The following is a 17,146-nucleotide window of genomic DNA, read 5'->3' as shown; positions in this document are numbered from 1 at the left end:
GCCCGGTTTGTGCGACATCCACGATCCGGCAGCGGATTCACCCCGATAGGTGACTTGCGCATCGGGCCGGCCCCGCTGTCGATCAGCGGAACCGGCCCGGGCGGAACGGGTGAACTATGACCAGTCGATCTGGGGCGAGCGGTAGAAGTTGACGCCCTGGCGGTCCCAGCGCGGGCCGTACGAGCCCAGCCGCGCCCGGAACGAGTCCCAGCTGTAGGTGGCCGACCAGCCCAGTTCGGCGATGGCGGGCAGGCGTGGGAACGCCATGTACTCGATGTCGGCGAGACTGCGCAGGGTTTCCGACCAGAGCGGCGCCTCCACCCCGATCACCGCCGAGGCGGGCACGCCCGCCACCCGGGTGGCCGGGTCCCAGCCGTACGCGTCGTGCACCTCGATCAGCGCCGCCCAGTCCTGCCCGAGCGGGGTGTCCTCGGTGTACTTCATGTCGAGGTAGGCCTGGTTGGCCGGCGACATGACGACCCTGGTGCCCGTCTTCACCGCCGCGACCAGGTCGGCGTCGGTGTCGTCGGTGCCCCAGAACTGGGCGACCGCCTTGGACGCGGCGGGCGCCTGCGCGATCTGGTGCCAGCCGTACGCGATCTTGCCGTACTTGGCGACCAGCGGAAGCACCCGCTGCTCGAACGCCAGGTAGTCGGCCGGGGCGGTGGCGTGCGCCTCGTCGCCGCCGATGTGGATGTACGGCCCTCCGGTGAGCGCGGCGACCTCGCGGATGACGTCCTCGGCGAACCTGTAGGTCACCTCCTTGGAGGTGCAGAGCGAGCTGTAGCCGACCTCGGTGTCGGTGCGCGGCGGCGGGGCGACGCCGTCGCAGGTGAGTTCGGGGTACGCCACCTGGGCGGCGTTGACATGCCCCGGCATGTCGATCTCGGGAACGATCGTGACGTAGCGCGCGGCGGCATAGCGCACCAGATCGCGGTAGTCGGCCTTGGTCAGGAAGCCGCCGCCGACCCCGTCGACGCCGGTGCCCGCGCCGCCGCTGACCTGCGTGAGCTTGGGCCAGGAGTCGATCTGGATGCGCCAGCCCTGGTCGTCGGCCAGGTGCAGATGCAGGTAGTTCACCTTGAACCGGGCGATCTCGTCGATGTACTGCTTGACCTCGTCCGGCGTGTGGAAGTGCCGGGCCTCGTCGAGCATGGCGCCGCGGTAGGCGTACTTCGGGTAGTCGGCGATCGTCCCACCGGCGACCGCCCAGTCGACCTTCTGAGGGGTACGCGCGTCGATCGCGGCCGGGAGCAGCTGACGCAGCGTCTGCACGCCGTCGAACAGCCCCTCGGCGGTCGCCGCGCGAATCGTGATCCGGTCGCGGGTCGAGGTCAGGCGATAGCCTTTCACGCCCGGACCCAGCGACAGCGCAATCACCGGCGTACGGGAAGAAGCGCGACCGACAGTCGGCAGCCGGAACCCGGTGGCGGGTTTGAGAGCCTCCCCGAGCCGGTCGGCGACGGTGCGCGCGGCGGGCGGCGCCTCGATGACGGTGCGCGGGGTGAGCCGGAAGGGAGCCCCGCCGGGGTGCACTTCGACCGGCGCGGGGATGACGTTGCCGAGCGGCACCGTGGAAGGCGCCGCCTGGGCCGGGGCCGCGGAGGCGGCCAGCGGCAGGCTGACGGCTGCGAGGAGTACGGCAAGACGGTGACCCATGCCCCGACGCTACATACAGACCCTTCTATATGTGAAGTGACTTGCCTGATCCAGCTCGGCGGCCCGCGATCCGCGCCGCTTCACGGGTCACGCTAAGTAGCCGACCAGCTCATTGCCAGTGCCATTTCTCGCGCGCTGCCGTCAAGCATCCGGAACCGATTCTCCAAGCCATTTCGAGTGGTGCGGTTCAGCGTTTACCGGACCGTTGTTTGCGGCAGGGTGGCGCGTGACTGCGTGGCCTCAAGCGATGGTGCATGACGCCGCTCGGGAGGTCGGCCGGCGCTCCGTCCGGAGGCGGGACGGTTCGCGAGCCCGGAGAAGCTTCGCCCGCCGGGCCCGGGACGCGGCGGGGTCGCCCCGGCGGTTCAGGTCCGGCCCTGCGGCGAGCGGGCGAACATCCTGCCCGACGGCCGGCCTCGTGGCCTTCGGCCGTGGGTGGGGCCCCGCTACCTTCGGTCGTCGGCGTGGTCGCGCGCGCCTCGGTCGCGGGCGGGACGGAGTCGGCCAACGGACCGTCTGCCCTGGTCGCAGATTGGGTCCTGGCGGTCGTCGGACCTGCGTCGGCTCCTGACGAGACCTTGTCGGCTGCCGGCCCGTCGGCGCCGGCCGCGGCTGAGATCGCCACTGCGGCCAACTCGCTCGCGCCCGTCATCGCGGATGAATCAACGGGTGTCAGTGGCCCGCTGGTGGTCACTGCCGAGGGCGGCTGGTCGGGTGCCGGCGGGCCGGGCCGGCGGTGCACGAGGAAGCCGTTCTGCGACACCAGTTCGCCGTCGCGCAGGCGGCGGGCACGCACGGCGTGGCGCTGTTCCAAACCGAACGCGCGCCGCCGCTCATGGTCGCGGCGGAATGCGTCACCCTGCGGTGAATGGTTGCGGCGTTTGGTGCGGTCGCGCATAGCGGCGGCTTCCGCTCGGGAGAACAACTGTAATTGCCGCATGCCCTATTATCCCGAGCATTCATCATCGGCGCTAAGCATCCGATCATGCCAAATTCCGGACTACCCCGTGTAACGGGCGCGCGGGGTGCAGCGTAGTCAGGGATTCTCGTGACCCGGTGATCGTCCGACATCGGACGAGGCCGCTGGGCCGCTGGTCTTCAGGCGAAGGCCGACAGCGTTCATCCCGTGCCGCCCTCTCCGATCCGGCTGCGACCTGCGACTACCACCGCGTGGGCCGCATCCTCGCGGCCACCATGGCGGGATCGCCCCACTGCACGACAGTCGTCTGGCCGGCCGGGTGCTGGAGACCCCGCGGGCCTACGCCATCGGCGGGCTGTGCACCGGAAACATTCTAAGTTCGCGCTGGGGTCCGGCACCCTTGTCTCTGGGAGCGCTCCCATGCAATGATTCGCATCGATGTTACATCGACGTTTCGGACGTCAGGGGACGCCACGGCTGCCGCTCCCAAGCATGGCCGTGCCGGGGTCGGTGGCATCGCCCAGAGATCCCATCTAGGAGGATTTGATGGCTCCGTTGTCCCGGAGAGGGTTCGTGTCAGCGGTCGGCGGCACGGTGGTCGGACTGGCCGCCAGCCCGAGCATCGCCGACGCGGCCGTGGGCGGACCCGCGACTCGCGCCGCAGTCGCGGCGGCCACCGACGAGTACGCGCAGAAGTTCCTGGACCAGTACAACAAGATCAAGGCCGGCGGCTACTTCAGCCCGTCCGGAGTGCCCTACCACTCAGTCGAGACGCTGATGGTCGAGGCGCCGGACCACGGCCACGAGACCACCTCCGAGGCGTTCAGCTACTGGATGTGGCTCGAGGCGACCTACGGCCGGGTCACCGGGGACTGGGCGCCGTTCAACAACGCCTGGGCGGTCGCCGAGAAGTCGATCATCCCGCAGACCATCGACCAGCCGACCAACGCGTCGTACGACGCCAGCAAGCCCGCGTCGTACATCCCGGAATGGCCGGACGTGACGAAGTACCCGAGCGCGATCGACACCTCGGTCTCGGTCGGTGCCGACCCGATCGCCGGCGAGCTCAAGTCGGCCTACGGCACCTCCGACATCTACGCGATGCACTGGCTTATGGACGTCGACAACGTCTACGGCTACGGCAACAAGGCCGGCACCGGTGACGAGCAGGGCCCGACCGCCTCCGGCCCGTGCTTCATCAACAGCTACCAGCGGGGTTCACAGGAGTCGGTCTTCGAGACCGTCCCGCAGCCGAGCACCGACCTGATGAAGTACGGCGGCACCAACGGCTACCTGGACCTGTTCGTCAAGGACAGCGCCTACTCCAAGCAGTGGAAGTACACCAACGCTCCGGACGCCGACGCGCGCGCCATCCAGGCCGCCTACTGGGCCTACCGCTGGGCCGGCGCACAGGGCAACGCGGGCTCGATCTCGGCCTCGGTGGCCAAGGCCGCCAAGATGGGTGACTTCCTGCGCTACGCCATGTTCGACAAGTACTTCAAGAAGATCGGCAACTGCGTCGGCGCGTCCGCCTGCTCGGCCGGCTCCGGCCGCAACTCCCAGCACTACCTGCTCGGCTGGTACTACGCCTGGGGCGGCGCGGAGCCGGGCGGCGGCTGGGCGTGGCGGATCGGCGACGGCACGGCTCACCACGGCTATCAGAACCCGGTCGCCGCGTACGCCCTGTCGGCCGAGACGGCTCTGGCCCCCAAGGGCTCGACCGCCAAATCGGACTGGGCGACCAGCCTGACCCGGCAGATCGAGTTTCTCCAGTGGCTGCAGTCGCCGGACGGCGGCATCGCCGGCGGCGCCACCAACAGCGTGGACGGTCAGTACGGCACCCCGCCCGCGGGCACCCCGACCTTCTACGGGATGTTCTACGACTGGGAGCCGGTCTACCACGACCCGCCGTCCAACAACTGGTTCGGCATGCAGGTGTGGGGCATGGAACGCTGGGCCGAGTACTACTACCTGACCAAGGACGCCAAGATCAAGCCGATCCTCGACAAGTGGGTCAGCTGGGTCTCGGCGAACACGACGGTAGGCACCGGCGGCACGTTCTCGATCCCGTCCACGCTCTCCTGGACGGGCCAGCCCGACACCTGGAACGCCGCCAGCCCCGGCAGCAACTCCGGCCTGCACGTCACCGTCACCGAGTCGGGCACCGACGTCGGCGTGGCCGGCGGCCTGGTGAAGGCGCTGCTCTACTACGCCGCCGCGACCAGCAACACGGCCGCGCAGACCCTCGGCAAGAACCTGCTCGACGCCCTGTCGGCGCACGCCGACACCAAGGGCATCGCGATCGCCGAGACCCGCGCCGACTACAGCCGGTTCAACGACAAGGTCTACGTCCCGTCCGGCTGGACCGGGAAGATGCCGAACGGCGACACGATCAACTCGAGCTCGACGTTCCTGTCGATCCGCTCGTTCTACAAGAGCGACCCGGACTTCGCGAAGGTCCAGGCGTACCTGAACGGCGGCGCCGCGCCGTCCTTCACCTACCACCGGTTCTGGGCCCAGGCCGACATCGCGATGGCGTTCGCCGTCTACTCGGAGCTGTTCGGCGGGGGCGGCACGACCAACCCGCCCGGCGACACCACGGCCCCGAGCGCCCCGACCGCCCTCAAGGCCACCGCGTCGGACGCCACCACAGTCGCCGTGACCTGGACCGCCTCGACCGACAACGTCGCCGTCGCGGGCTACCTGATCTTCCGGGGCGGCACCCAGGTCGGCACCTCGACCACGACGTCGTACACCGACTCGGGGCTGACCGCGTCGACGGCGTACTCGTACACCGTCAAGGCCCGGGACGCCGCGAACAACATCTCGGCGGCCTCCTCGGCGGTCAGCGTGACCACGCCGGCCGGCGGCGGAGGCACCGGCGGCGGCACGGTGACCGCGACCTACCACGTCGACAACGACTGGGGTAACGGCTTCACCGCCACCGTCACGGTCAACAACACCGGCACCGCGGCCATCAAGGGGTGGAAGGTCACCTGGACCTACGCCGGCAGCCAGAAGGTCACCAACTCCTGGAACGGCACGGTCACCCAGTCCGGCGCCGCGGTCACGGCGACCAACGTGGGCTGGAACGGTGCGATCGCCCCCGGGGCCTCTGCTTCGTTCGGCTTCCAGGGCACGTACTCCGGCAGCAACGCGGCACCCACGTTGACCGCAACCGGAAGCTGAACCACCGGGCGGGCAAGGGCTGAAAAGCCCTTGCCCGCCCTGCTTTGATGAACGCGTGAACAAGATCCCCACGGTGTTCCGGCGCGACCCGGCCGACCGCCGGCGCACCCTCGACGAGGTGCACCCGGACTGCCGGTGGGTGCTCGACGGCGAGGGCACGCCGACCCGCAAATACGACGGCACCTGCGTCCTCCTCGACTCCGACGGCGTGTGGTGGGCGCGGCGCGAGGTCCGGCCCGGCCGCCGGCGGCCGCCGGGCTACCGCCCGGTTCAAACCGACGAGGTCACCGGCAAGACGGTCGGCTGGGAGCCGATCGCCAATTCCTCGTACGCGTCGTGCCATGTCGAGGCGGTCGCCGACGGCCGCGTCCGGCAACCCGGCACGTACGAGCTGGTCGGGCCCCGCATCAACGGCAACCCGGAGAACGTGCCTGCCCACCGGCTGGTGCGGCACGCCGACGCCGACGTGCTCGACGCCCCGCGCGACTTCGCCGGCCTGCGGGCCTGGCTGCTGGCCCACCCCCAGTTCGAGGGGATCGTCTGGCATCACCCGGACGGCCGCCGGGCCAAGCTCAAGCACCGCGACTTCGCGAACGGCTGAGCCCCACCGGGCCGGCCGAAGGTGCTCTAGCCTGACATGCACCGTTCAGGTTTCGTCCTCCGTGGATCCGCCCCTCGGCGCTTAGCGTCCGCAAGGCCGGCCCGCGATCGCCGGAGCCGTGTTCACGCATAGAAGAGGGGCGCTCATGAGGCGACTCACCATAGGGGCCTTGTTGCTGACGCCAATGCTGGCGGCCTACCCGCTGTCCGGCACTCCGGCGTTCGCCGACACGACCGGAAACGGCCTGGTCATCAGCGAGGCCTACGCCAACGGCGGCTCGTCCGGCGCGAGTTTTCAGAACAAGTTCGTCGAGCTCTACAACCCGGCCGGCGCCGCCGTCGACCTGTCCGGCGACACCCTGCAATACCGGGCACCCACCAGCACCGTCGTCCCGAGTGGATCGCAGGTGTTCGCGCTGGCCGGCTCGGTCGCGGCGCACGGACACTTCCTGATCCAACTGCCCGGCAACGGGGCCACCACCAACCCGGGCGCGCCCCTGCCGGCCGCCGACCTCAGCACCGGCGGCAGCGTCAACCCGGGCGCGGGCGGCGGCACCCTCTACGTTGCCGCGAGCACCTCCGGCGTGCTGCCGACCGACGCCTCGGTCGTCGACCGTGTCGGCTGGGGCACCAGCAACGCCCCCGAGGGCAGCGCGGCGACCGGCAACACGCTCGTGCTGAGCTACCAGCGCTCGGCCACCGGCGCCGACACCGACAACAACCAGGCCGACTTCACGACCGCGACGCCCACGCCGCAGAACGCCGCCTCCGACGGAGGTGCGGCAACCGTTTCGGTGACCGGCCCCGGAACCCAGCACTTCACGGCGGGCACGGCCATCAGCCCGGTCACCCTCGCCGCCACGGGCGGCTCCACGCCGTACGCCTGGAGCGCGACCGGTCTCCCGGCCGGCCTGACCCTGTCCCCGGGTGGGGTTCTCGCCGGCACGCCGAGCGCGGCCGGCTCCGCCACCGTGACCGTCACCGCGACCGACGCGAACGGGGTGAGCGGCAGCGCGAGCTTCGGCATCGAGGTGGCCTCGACCACGAGCGTCACCCCGATCGCCGCGATCCAGGGCACGAACACCGACACGTCGCCGCTGTCCGGCCAGACCGTGACCACCGAGGGCGTCGTCACCGCGGCCTACCCGACCGGCGGCTTCAGCGGGTTCTTCCTCGAGACCGGGGGAGCGGGCGGCACCACCGACGCCACCCCGGGAGCCTCCGACGCGATCTTCGTCTTCGGGTCGGTCCCGGCCGGACAGGTGAGCGTCGGCGAGAGCGTCCGGGTGACCGGCAAGGTGTCCGAGTTCCAGGGCGAGACCGAGATCGGCAGCCCGGCCGTCACCGAGCTCGGCGACGCGTTGCCGCCGGTCAGGGCCGGCGCGCTGCCCTGGTCCGACCTGGACACGGCGGCCGGGAAGGAGTCACACGAGGGCGAGCTGCTGGCGCCTTCGGGCGACTTCACCGTCAGCGACAACTACGACGCCAACTTCTACGGCTCGTTCACGCTCGCCGCCGGTGACAAACCGCTGCGGCAGCCGACCGACGCGGGCCGGGCCAACAGCGCCGAGGCGCAGGCCACGGTGGCCGACAACGCGGCCCGCACGATCACGCTGGACGACGGCTCGAGCACCAACTTCAGCTCGGCCGCCAACTCCGGCCGGCCGCTGCCCTGGCTGACCACGACCAACCCGGTGACCATCGGCGCCAAGGTGAGCTTCCACCAGCCGGTCATCCTCGACTACCGCAACTCGCTGTGGAACTTCCAGCCGACCGCGCAGGTCACCGACGACGGCGCCGCGGTGGCGACGTTCAGCGACCTGCGCACCGGCAACGCGCAGCCGGCCGACATCGGCGGCAGCCGCCTGGCCACCTTCAACGTGGAAAACTACTTCCCGATGACCGGCGCCGCCTACACCGCGGCCGGGCTGGGCACCTGCACCTACTACGACGACCGGGCCGGCCACCACATCACGGTCAAGACCTGCACCGGCACCGACGGCAGCGCGGGCCCGCGCGGCGCGGCCGACGACGTCAGCTTCGCCCGCCAGCAGAGCAAGATCGTCACCGGCATCAACCGGCTCGGCGCGAGCGTGGTCTCCCTCGAGGAGATCGAGAACTCGGCCAAGTTCGGCGAGCCGCGCGACACCGCACTGTCCGGCCTGGTCGGCGAGCTCAACGTGGCCGCCGGCGCCAACATCTGGGCGTACGTGCCCTCCCCGGCCGCCGACCAGCTGCCGCCGCTCGACCAGCAGGACGTGATCCGAACCGCGTTCATCTACAAGCCGGCCGACGTCTCGCTGGTCGGCCCGTCCACGGTGCTCACCGGCGACTCGGGCGCCGGGCAGCCGTTCTCGATCGCCCGGGAACCGCTGGCCCAGGGCTTCAAGAAGGTGGGCGCCGCCGACTCGGACGCGTTCCTGGTCGTCGCCAACCACTGGAAGTCGAAGGGCTCCGACGGCGCGCCGCTCTACCCCGGCGACGCCGAGGACACCTCGTCGCCCGCCGCCGACCAGGGCGCCTTCAACGAGACCCGGGTGCACCAGGCCGAGGACGCGAGCGCGTTCGCCGCTTCGCGGGCCGCGGCCATCGGCACCGGCCGCATCTTCATGGTCGGCGACTTCAACGCGTACACCCACGAGGACCCGATCGAAACCCTGTACGCGGCCGGCTACACCGACCTCGGCAGCAGGTTCGACCCGGCCGAGCAGACCTACTCGTTCGACGGTCTCGAAGGCTCGCTCGACCACGTGCTGGCCAACCCGGCCGCGCTGGCCCTGGTGACCGGCGCCGACGTGTGGCAGATCAACGCACAGGAAGCGGTGGCCTACGCGTACAGCCGCTACGACTACAACGCCACCCTGCTGTTCAACGGCAGCGACCCGTTCGCGGCCTCCGACCACGACCCGGTCGTGGTCGGGCTCAACCTGCCGTCCACCCCGGTCGCGCCGGCCTGGAAGGCGACGACGGTCTACAACGCCGGGAACACGGTGACCTACCAGGGCAAGAGCTGGCAGGCGCTGTGGTGGACGCAGAACCAGAAGCCGGGCGACGTGAACGGCCCGTGGATGGAGATGGCGACGGCACCCGACGGCACCGCGCTGTGGACCGCCTCGCGCATCTTCACGGCCGGTGACGTGGCGATCTACCAGGGCAAGAAGTACGTCGCCCAGTGGTGGACCCGCAACCAGAAGCCGGTCGACTCGGCGTACGGGCCCTGGAAGCTTTCCTGACCGGCCGGGCCGCCCCCGATCATCGGGGGCGGCCCGTCCCGTCGGTCCGTTCGTTCGGTCCGGGGGCCGGTCGGCGGTGGCGGCCGCGACCGGCCGTGCGGGGCGCCGGTCGGACGGCGCGGTGGGTCGCGCCGCCCGACCCGGTTGCCCGCGCGGGGCCGCCCCGGTGCAACCGGGCGACCACCGCGCGGACACCCTGGGGAGGGGGCAGTCCCGGCGAAGATCTTCGAACAGGGTTATGGCACGTGCCCCGCAGTTGTATGACGGTTGCGTGACAAAGCCAGCTCAGGACCGTATGAGCTCGGCGTAGTCGGCGATGGTCAGCGGGCCGGTCGACAGCGAACCGTCGCCGCGGGGCACCGCCAGCGTCTGGCCGTCGCGGGTGAACGAAACCGTGCCCACCTCGGCGCCCTGGCTGGTCAGCGTGCAGACGATCTGGGCGTAGGCGAGGGCCTCATCGCTGCGGGCGCCCGGCACCGGCGGGGCGCCGATCTCCACCGCGGCCCGGCGCTGACTGACCGACGTGGAACCCACCCGCATCTGGGCGAGCGCGCTGGTCAGGCCGTCCTGCTGCTCGGCCCGGGTCGGCCCGGCGACCAGATCCTGGACCATCTGAGCGGGGGAGCGGGGTGCGGGCGTACGGCGGACGACCCGCACGAGCCCGCCGTCGCCGACCAGGTAGAGCCGCTCCACCGCGGGCCCGAAACGGTCCGGGGCGGGCGCGTCCGACCCGTACGCGACCTGCGAGCGACCGAGGTCGCGGGGCTGATCGTCGGCCGGGACGCCGCAGCCGGCCAGCAGGAGGACCGCCAGCAGGGCCAGCCTTCCCCGCGGTGGCGTTCCCGCCGGTTTTTTCATGGGAGGCATCCTGGGAGGTCTATGCGGAAGCGGGCCCCGCCACCCGGGCGGTCGAGCACGCTTGCCGTGCCGCCGTGAGCCCCGGCATGCTGGGCGACCAGGGCGAGCCCCAGCCCCGTACCGACGCTGTCGCCGCGCGTGCCGGCGGTGCGCCCGCGCACGAACCGGTCGAAAATCACCGCCTTGTCGGCCGGGCTCACCCCCGGCCCCTCATCGTCGATCTCCAGGAAGCCGGCCTCGCCGGTGAGCGCCAGCCGGACGGCTGTCGCGCCCCCGCCGTACGCCCCGGCGTTGTCCAGCAGATTGCCCAGCATCTGCTCGAAGCGCCGCCGGTCGACGCACCACTCCGTGCCGCCCTCGGCCGTCACGAGACCGTCACCGAGGCCGTGCTGCCGGCACACCGAACGGGCCAGTTCGGCCACGTCGACCGGGGTGCGCTCGGCCGGCTTGTCGCCCCGCGAAAGCATCAGCAGGTCGTCGACCAGCTGCTGGAACCGGGCAACCTCCGACGTGACCAGCCCGGCCGCGGTCGCGCTGCGCTCGTCGAGCAGCCCCCGCCGCCGGTCGAGGACGCTCGCCGCCGCCGACAACGTCTGCAGCGGCGACCGCAGCTCGTGGCTCACGTCGGCGGCGAACCGGCGGTCCCGCTCGAGCCGGGCCGACAACTCGTCGACCATGTGGTTGAACGACGTGGTCAGCCGGGCCAGATCGGGTTCCTGAGCCGGGTCGAGACGGGCGTCCGAGACCCCGTCCGCGATCTCCTGGGCGGCCTCGGCGACCCGCACCAGCGGCCGCAGCACGTAGCGGCTGGCGTACCAGCCGAGCGCGGCCCCGCCGAGCGCCGTGCCCAGCGCGACCGCGGTCAGCACGATCGTCAGCACGCGCAGGGTGTGGTCGAGCTCGGCCAGCGAGTCGACCTCGTAGAAGACGGTGTCGGGCGCGATCGGCAACGCCACGACCAGGGTCGGCGTGCCGTCGGCGCGGATGCGCTGGACCGCCGGGGAGCCGTCGGCGGCGCGTTGCTGCAGAACCGCCGGCACCGAGCCGCTGATGCCGGAGTCGGCGCTGCGCGCGTACCACTGGCCGTTGCGGTGCACCAGGGCGCGCCGGGTGTCGCCGGTGTCGAGCGAACGCAGCACGGAGGCGACGTCGGGATTGTTGCTGGCGGTGATGCCGGAGCGTACGACCGCGGCGTCGTAGTAGGCCGCCCGGACGTTCGTGCTCTCCCGCTCGTCGAGCAGCGAGCGGCGGGTGATCTCGTACGAGACGAAAGCCATCGTCGCGGAAAGCGCAAGCGCGCCGGCGGCGAAGCCGGCGATCACCCGGACCCGCAGGCCGGCGCGGCTCATCGCGCCAACTTGTAGCCCAGGCCGCGGACGGTCACCAGATGCCGGGGCGCGCTCGAATCGGCCTCGATCTTCTGGCGAAGGCGGCCCACGTGCACGTCGACGAGGCGCTCGTCGCCGCCGTCGTAGCCCCACACGCGCCGCAGCAGCTGCTGCCGCGACAGCACCCGGCCGGGGTGGTCGGCGAGCTCGCAGAGCAGCTGGAACTCGGTGCGCGTCACCGGCACCCGCTGACCGGCCAGCCGCACCTCGCCCGCCTCGGGGGAAACCTCGAGCTCACCGAACCGCAGCACCGGCACCGCGTCCGGCGCGGCGGTGCGCCCGCGCCGCCGCAGCGCCCGCAGCCGGGCCGTCAGCTCCTTGACCGCGACCGGCTTGACCAGGTAATCGTCGGCGCCCGCCTCGAGCGCGGCCACGATGTCGTGGGTGTCGTCCCGCGCGCTGATCACCACGATCGGCACGTCGTCGGTGCGGCGCAACTGTCGAATGCACTCGAAACCGTCGATGCCGGGCAGCATGAGATCGACCAGGACGGTGTCGGCGGGCTCGGCACGCTGCGCGGCCAGGCCCTCCTCGGCGGTCGGGGCGCCGGCCGCGGCGTACCCCTCCTCCTCGAGCGCCAGCACCAGCGAGAGCCGGATCCGGTCGTCGTCCTCGATCACCAACACGGCGGACATCGCCCCATCCTCCCCGGCCCGGCACCCGACCGGCGAGCCCCCGCGGGCGGGTGACCGGAGTGTCACGGAACTGTCATATTGCCGCGGATGCTCTGCCACATCTCCCGGCCAGAGTTTGGTGCGCAATGACCGTGCCGTCCGGGAGGAGGTCTGATGCCGGAGATCCCCGAAGCTGTCGTGATCGTCACCGAGGGTCTGGAAGGTCCCGCGGTGGAGCGCTGGGCCCGGCTGATCGCCGAAGCGGTCGCCCTGCACCCGGCCTCCCTCATCATCGACCTGCGCGCCTGCCCACTGGTGGACGCCGCGGCGATAGCGGTGCTGCTCCGGGCGCACCGCGGCATGGTCGCCGCCGGCGGCAGCCTGACCCTGCGCTTCCCACGCGACAAGGTGCGGCGCACGCTGCGCCTGGCCCGCCTCGACCAGGTCTTCGAGGTCGACGCCGGAGTCCCGGCATGATCGAGCTGACCACGACCGGCGACAGCGCCCTGATCCGAGTGCACGGCAACCTCGACGCCACCACGGCCCCCGACCTCCGCGACGCGCTGTGCTGGGCGGTCGACCGGCACCCCGGCGTGGTAGTCGACTTGGCCGGCTCGCCCCGAGTCGACCCGGCCGGTCTGGGCGTACTGATCCGCGCCCACGGCCGAGCAAAACACCGCGGCGGAGTGCTCTGCCTGGTCGCACCGTCCCGCTTCGTCCTGACCGTCCTGCACACGATGCACGTGGACGGCGTCTTCCCGATCTTCGACGAGTGCATGACGGCGCTGCGCTGGGTACGAGCCGAGACGTCAGCCTCAGCAGCCGGCGCCTCAGTGCTCAATTCCCGCTGAGCGCCGCCTTCGACGGCAAGCCGGCGTGCGGCAGAGGGTTCGTCCACGGCGCAGCAACGCTGCGCTCGATGGGTTGTCGCGCGGCGCAGCGGGCACGCGCCGGTTGGGTGGTTCCGCGGCTGGGTCGGCGCGCGCTGACTGCGGGGTCTCGCTGCGTGGTCGGTTCGCGCTCACCGCAGGGGTGGCACGAGGTGGCAGCCGCCGAAGCGTGGGGAGACGACGGAGCTTTCGGCCGGTTCGCCGCCATGCGGGTCCGCGGCGCCCTGCCCCGCAGCGTGGTCGGCGCGTGCTGGGTGCATGGTTTCGCTGTGCAGTCAGCCCTCGCTCACGTCCGGAGCGACATCGGGCGTGCGCATTTTGCGCGCGACCCAGTAGAGCAGGCCGATCGCGGCGAGCGCGTAGATGACATGGCTGACCAGGTCGATCGCGAAGCTGGCGCTGTGCGCGGTGAAGGCGGCCCAGGAGTAAGTCAGCAGCGTGCCCCCGGCGATTCCGAGTCGCTGCTCCGGACCCCAGCCGACCCGGCGCGACCAGCGCGCGGTCAGCACCAGAACGATCGCGGGCCCGACGAGAAAGGCGGCGACCGCTGCGGACCAGACGGGCATGATCAGTCCCGCTTTGAAGATCAGTCCGCCGACCAGCGCGACCGTGCCGGTGACCCACCCGCTCGGCACGCCTCCGCGACTCAAAGCCCCGACGCTGTTCCCGGCCCGGCCGTTTCCCTCGGTCGCGTTGGTTTGCTCGGTCGCGTCGGTTTCCTCTGGCGCGCCGATGTCCCAGGTCATGCGATCACCCCGGGCCGGACCGCGTTCGTGGGGGGCGTTGCGTTGGCCGGTGGCGCCGCGTTGGCCGGTGGCGCCGCGTTGGCCGGTGGCGCCGCGTTGGCCGGTGGCGCCGCGTTGGCCGGTGGCGCCGCGTTCGTGGGTAGCGCTGTGTTGGCCGTGCGCGCCGCGTTCGCCGATGGCGCCGTATTCGTCGGCCGGGGCCGGCTTCGGTAGCAGGAACGCGACCGCGACCAGCACCAGGACGGCCGCGACGGTGCCCAGACGTTGCGGCCCGCTCGCCATCCAGTTGTGGTTGAGCTGGAGGTTCGTGTTGTAGACCGCGAACGAGCCGACCACGAACAGCACTGCCACCACGGTCAGGCCCTTCCAGCCCAGCCACGGCCTTATGCGCCGGGCCGGCGTCGCCTCCTCGACCAGCGCGACCGGCACGCTGACGCTCCAGTACGTGTGCAGCGAGACCACATAGACTAGCCACAGGACGCCGTGACCCTGATCGAGCAGGTTTTGATCGAGGTAGTGCGGGTTGAACAGCGACTGCGTGACCAGGCCCTCCTCGAAGACCCCGTAGGCGAGCCCGAGGAGGATGATCGTCGGCCATCCGCGCCCGCCGCGCCGAGTGAACTCCCTGATCAGCAGGGCCGCGCCGCCGTACATCGGGGCGAACACCGCCACCAGGAAGATCGTCACGATCGGGAAGTCTCCGAGGAAGAACTCACCGACCAGCGGGGCCAGGAAGAAGAGCGCGAGCACGGGCGACAGCCGTTGCAGCAATCGGGGCATGCCGATGAAGTTAGGGCTTGGGCGCGGCTCGCCGCGTCGGCGCGGGAATCGATTCTTGTCCTCCGCCCAGGGGATGAGAAGGCGCCCTTCTCCACCCCCGGGTGGAGACCCAGCATCGGTCCAGGCGGCGACGCGAGCGTCGCGCCTCCGGCCGTACGGTGTCCCGGTGCCCGATCTCAGAAGGCCCGATCTCCGAAGGCTTGCGCTTCCGGCCGGCCGGGCTGCGACCCTGGTCGCCTTGGCCGCCCTCGCGGTCGTCGTCGCGCTGCCTCAGCACCGCCTTCCAGTGGTGGCTGCTCTGGTCGTGAGCGTGGGCGGGGCGGCGTACGGCCTCCGCGTCCCGCCCGATGCATGGAAGCAGCGCCTGATCGGGCTGCTCTTCTTCGCGGCCGGCGGGGTCGCCCTCATCCTCGTCGACGGCCAGGCGCCGGGATGGCTGGCGTGCGGCGCCGCGATCATCGCCGGGCTGGCCCGGCTGCCCCAGCGGGTGGCTCTGTCCTTCGCGATCGCGGTCGCGGTCGCGACCTGCCTGGCCCCGCTCGCGCGCGGCGACCGCGACGAGGTGCCGGCGATGGCCGCCGCGTGCGCGGCTGCCTTGATACTCGGGCTGATCATCGGCGACGTCCGCACGCGCGCGGTCAACGCGGAGCGACTGCTCGCCGCCGAGCAGGCCGCGCAGGAGAGCAGAGCCCAGCGCGACCGGTTCGCCGAGCGGCAGCGCATCGCCCGCGAGATCCACGACATCCTCGCGCATACGCTGTCGGCCCAGTCGGTGCAGTTGGAGGGCGCCCGGCTGCTGGTGCAGACGGAGGCGCCGGCCGGCGACGTGCTGCAGCGCATCCGGGCCGCGCAGCGCCTGGCCCGCGACGGTCTCGAGGAAACTCGGCGGGCAGTGCAGTCGCTGCGCGACGAGATGCCCCCGATCGACACGACGGTCCGCCGCCTGGCCGACGAGGCCGGTGCGCATTTCCGGCTGGTCGGACAGCCCTGGCCGCTCGACGCCCCGGCGGCTCTCGCGGTCGAGCGGACGGTCCAGGAGGGACTCACCAACGCCCGGAAACATGCGCCCGGCGCGGCGGTCACGGTCGACGTCGCGTACGGGAAGGAGAGCGTGACCGTCGCGGTGAGCGACACCGGATCGGGTTGTCCACAGGCCCCGGAAAGTGCGCTGGGAGGTGGGTATGGTCTGGCGGGCATGCGGGAGCGGGCGGCGTTGATCGGGGCGCGGCTCGATTCCGGGTTTCACGGGGAGGGTTTTCGAATATGCCTGACGGTGCCGCGGTGAGCGTGGTCATCGCCGACGATCAACGCATGGTGCGCGAGGGCATCCAGTTGATGCTGTCGCTGGTTGGCGGGGTCGACGTGGTCGCCTTGGCAGCCAACGGGGAGGAGGCGGTGGCGGCGGTCGCCGAGCACGACCCCGACGTGGTGCTGATGGATCTGCGCATGCCGGTCTGTGACGGGGTGTCCGCGACCGAGCGCATCCGTTCGGCGCATCCGCGCACCCAGATCGTGGTGCTGACGACGTTCTCCGATGACGAGGAGGTGCTGGCCGCCTTGCGCGCGGGTGCTCGGGGCTATCTGACCAAGGACGCCGGAGCCGAGGAGGTCACCCGGGCGATCTCCCGCGTCGCGGCCGGCCATGCCGACCTCGACCCAGGTGTGCAGCGACGCCTGCTCGACATGCTGCCGTCGTTCGTCAAGGCGCCGCTGGCCGAGCCCCTCACCGATCGCGAGACCGACGTCCTCCGCCTGATCGGCGCAGGCCTGTCCAACAGCGAGATCGCCGTGCACCTTCAGGTCAGCGAGTCCACGGTCAAGACCCACGTCAACCATGTCTTCGCCAAGATCAAGGCCCGCGACCGCGCCCAGGCCGTCACCTACGCCTTCCGCAACGGCATCGCCAGCTAGGCAGCCCACTGTGGGGCTCGCGCTTGCTCCCTCGCGGCCGGACGGCAGATCGGCCGTAGCGAGGTTCGCGCCTGCGGGAGTCGCGCCCTGCAGGTCGGCAACTCGGCGCGTTTGCGCTTCGGGGCCTGCAGGGCGGCGCTCAGCCCTTCGTGGTCAGGCGGCACCTTTTTGGGTCAGCCGGGGTCCTTTGCCGTCGAGCGGGCTTTCCGGTCGGGCGGGGCGTTTGCGGTCGGCCGGGGCCTTTGCGGTCACACTGGGCGGTGCGGTCACCCGGGGCCTGCGGTCCGGCGGGGCGTTTGCGGTCGGCCGGGGCCTTTGCGGTCACACTGGGCGGTGCGGTCACACCGGGCCTGCGGTCG

General features: G+C 71.4%; 13 protein-coding genes and 2 pseudogenes. 10 read left to right on the top strand and 5 right to left on the bottom strand.

The window, feature by feature from the left end:
- Positions 1-114 precede the first annotated feature (114 nt).
- Positions 115-1,659: a beta-N-acetylhexosaminidase gene (locus tag ACIA5C_RS33660; RefSeq protein WP_396062226.1), complete on the bottom strand. Its 1,545-nt coding sequence runs from the start codon at positions 1,657-1,659 to the stop codon at positions 115-117.
- A 736-nt stretch (positions 1,660-2,395) separates the two neighbouring features.
- On the opposite strand from ACIA5C_RS33660, the gene ACIA5C_RS33655 reads away from it, so the two are divergent.
- The 6 genes and pseudogenes from ACIA5C_RS33655 to ACIA5C_RS33630 all read left to right on the top strand — a co-directional run bounded on the left by ACIA5C_RS33655 (position 2,396) and on the right by ACIA5C_RS33630 (position 9,600).
- Positions 2,396-2,527: a hypothetical protein gene (locus ACIA5C_RS33655; RefSeq protein WP_396062224.1), complete on the top strand. Its 132-nt coding sequence runs from the start codon at positions 2,396-2,398 to the stop codon at positions 2,525-2,527.
- A gap of 597 nt (positions 2,528-3,124) precedes the next feature.
- The gene (locus ACIA5C_RS33650; protein WP_396062222.1) at positions 3,125-5,767 is read left to right on the top strand and encodes a glycoside hydrolase family 48 protein; all 2,643 of its coding nucleotides are present in this window, start codon (positions 3,125-3,127) and stop codon (positions 5,765-5,767) included.
- Between the two features lie 55 nt (positions 5,768-5,822).
- Complete coding sequence (locus ACIA5C_RS33645; protein ID WP_396062220.1) at positions 5,823-6,368, top strand: DUF5565 family protein; 546 nt, start codon at positions 5,823-5,825, stop codon at positions 6,366-6,368.
- Positions 6,369-6,513: 145 nt separating this feature from the next.
- Positions 6,514-7,389: pseudogene (locus ACIA5C_RS33640) on the top strand (putative Ig domain-containing protein); the annotation flags it as partial.
- Positions 7,369-9,285, top strand: a pseudogene (locus ACIA5C_RS33635) (ExeM/NucH family extracellular endonuclease); the annotation flags it as partial. The pseudogenes ACIA5C_RS33640 and ACIA5C_RS33635, both read left to right, overlap by 21 nt.
- Entirely contained in the window at positions 9,280-9,600 is a 321-nt protein-coding gene (locus ACIA5C_RS33630) for a carbohydrate-binding protein (protein WP_396062292.1), read from the top strand. The pseudogene ACIA5C_RS33635 and the gene ACIA5C_RS33630, both read left to right, overlap by 6 nt.
- 285 nt (positions 9,601-9,885) lie before the next feature.
- Here the strand turns inward: ACIA5C_RS33630 and ACIA5C_RS33625 are convergent, their stop codons facing one another.
- Genes ACIA5C_RS33625 through ACIA5C_RS33615 form a run of 3 tightly spaced genes read right to left on the bottom strand, consistent with a single transcriptional unit; the run spans position 9,886 to position 12,481 of the window.
- Positions 9,886-10,458, bottom strand: a complete 573-nt coding sequence (locus ACIA5C_RS33625) for a GerMN domain-containing protein (RefSeq protein WP_396062218.1) — start codon at positions 10,456-10,458, stop codon at positions 9,886-9,888.
- Positions 10,455-11,807 (bottom strand): ATP-binding protein, encoded by a 1,353-nt coding sequence (locus tag ACIA5C_RS33620; RefSeq protein ID WP_396062216.1) that lies wholly within the window; start codon positions 11,805-11,807, stop codon positions 10,455-10,457. Before ACIA5C_RS33620 ends, ACIA5C_RS33625 begins: the two co-directional genes overlap by 4 nt.
- Positions 11,804-12,481 (bottom strand): response regulator transcription factor, encoded by a 678-nt coding sequence (locus ACIA5C_RS33615; RefSeq protein ID WP_396062214.1) that lies wholly within the window; start codon positions 12,479-12,481, stop codon positions 11,804-11,806. Before ACIA5C_RS33615 ends, ACIA5C_RS33620 begins: the two co-directional genes overlap by 4 nt.
- 153 nt (positions 12,482-12,634) lie before the next feature.
- On the opposite strand from ACIA5C_RS33615, the gene ACIA5C_RS33610 reads away from it, so the two are divergent.
- Entirely contained in the window at positions 12,635-12,937 is a 303-nt protein-coding gene (locus tag ACIA5C_RS33610; protein ID WP_396062212.1) for an STAS domain-containing protein, read from the top strand.
- Positions 12,934-13,311, top strand: a complete 378-nt coding sequence (locus ACIA5C_RS33605) for an STAS domain-containing protein (RefSeq protein WP_396062210.1) — start codon at positions 12,934-12,936, stop codon at positions 13,309-13,311. Before ACIA5C_RS33610 ends, ACIA5C_RS33605 begins: the two co-directional genes overlap by 4 nt.
- Before the next feature lie 314 nt (positions 13,312-13,625).
- On the opposite strand, the gene ACIA5C_RS33600 is transcribed toward ACIA5C_RS33605, so the two are convergent.
- Positions 13,626-14,876 (bottom strand): collagen-like protein, encoded by a 1,251-nt coding sequence (locus tag ACIA5C_RS33600; RefSeq protein WP_396062208.1) that lies wholly within the window; start codon positions 14,874-14,876, stop codon positions 13,626-13,628.
- Between the two features lie 166 nt (positions 14,877-15,042).
- Between ACIA5C_RS33600 and ACIA5C_RS33595 the strand changes: the two genes are divergently transcribed.
- Both ACIA5C_RS33595 and ACIA5C_RS33590 read left to right on the top strand, forming a co-directional pair.
- Positions 15,043-16,161, top strand: a complete 1,119-nt coding sequence (locus ACIA5C_RS33595) for a sensor histidine kinase (protein ID WP_396062206.1) — start codon at positions 15,043-15,045, stop codon at positions 16,159-16,161.
- Positions 16,140-16,787: a response regulator gene (locus ACIA5C_RS33590; protein ID WP_396062204.1), complete on the top strand. Its 648-nt coding sequence runs from the start codon at positions 16,140-16,142 to the stop codon at positions 16,785-16,787. Before ACIA5C_RS33595 ends, ACIA5C_RS33590 begins: the two co-directional genes overlap by 22 nt.
- The last annotated feature ends 359 nt before the right edge of the window (positions 16,788-17,146 follow it).

It is taken from the genome of Actinoplanes sp. NPDC051343 (assembly GCF_044455125.1).
In the GTDB taxonomy this organism is placed as follows: domain Bacteria; phylum Actinomycetota; class Actinomycetes; order Mycobacteriales; family Micromonosporaceae; genus Actinoplanes.
This window is presented reverse-complemented; position numbering and strand designations above follow the sequence as displayed.

Bases quoted from the DNA above. Each gene is read 5' to 3' on its own strand.
- ACIA5C_RS33660 (WP_396062226.1), bottom strand. From the start codon at position 1,659: ATGGGTCACCGTCTTGCCGTACTCCTCGCAGCCGTCAGCCTGCCGCTG.
- ACIA5C_RS33650 (WP_396062222.1), top strand. From the start codon at position 3,125: ATGGCTCCGTTGTCCCGGAGAGGGTTCGTGTCAGCGGTCGGCGGCACG.
- ACIA5C_RS33625 (WP_396062218.1), bottom strand. From the start codon at position 10,458: ATGAAAAAACCGGCGGGAACGCCACCGCGGGGAAGGCTGGCCCTGCTG.
- ACIA5C_RS33620 (WP_396062216.1), bottom strand. From the start codon at position 11,807: ATGAGCCGCGCCGGCCTGCGGGTCCGGGTGATCGCCGGCTTCGCCGCC.
- ACIA5C_RS33615 (WP_396062214.1), bottom strand. From the start codon at position 12,481: ATGTCCGCCGTGTTGGTGATCGAGGACGACGACCGGATCCGGCTCTCG.
- ACIA5C_RS33610 (WP_396062212.1), top strand. From the start codon at position 12,635: ATGCCGGAGATCCCCGAAGCTGTCGTGATCGTCACCGAGGGTCTGGAA.
- ACIA5C_RS33605 (WP_396062210.1), top strand. From the start codon at position 12,934: ATGATCGAGCTGACCACGACCGGCGACAGCGCCCTGATCCGAGTGCAC.
- ACIA5C_RS33600 (WP_396062208.1), bottom strand. From the start codon at position 14,876: ATGCCCCGATTGCTGCAACGGCTGTCGCCCGTGCTCGCGCTCTTCTTC.
- ACIA5C_RS33590 (WP_396062204.1), top strand. From the start codon at position 16,140: ATGCCTGACGGTGCCGCGGTGAGCGTGGTCATCGCCGACGATCAACGC.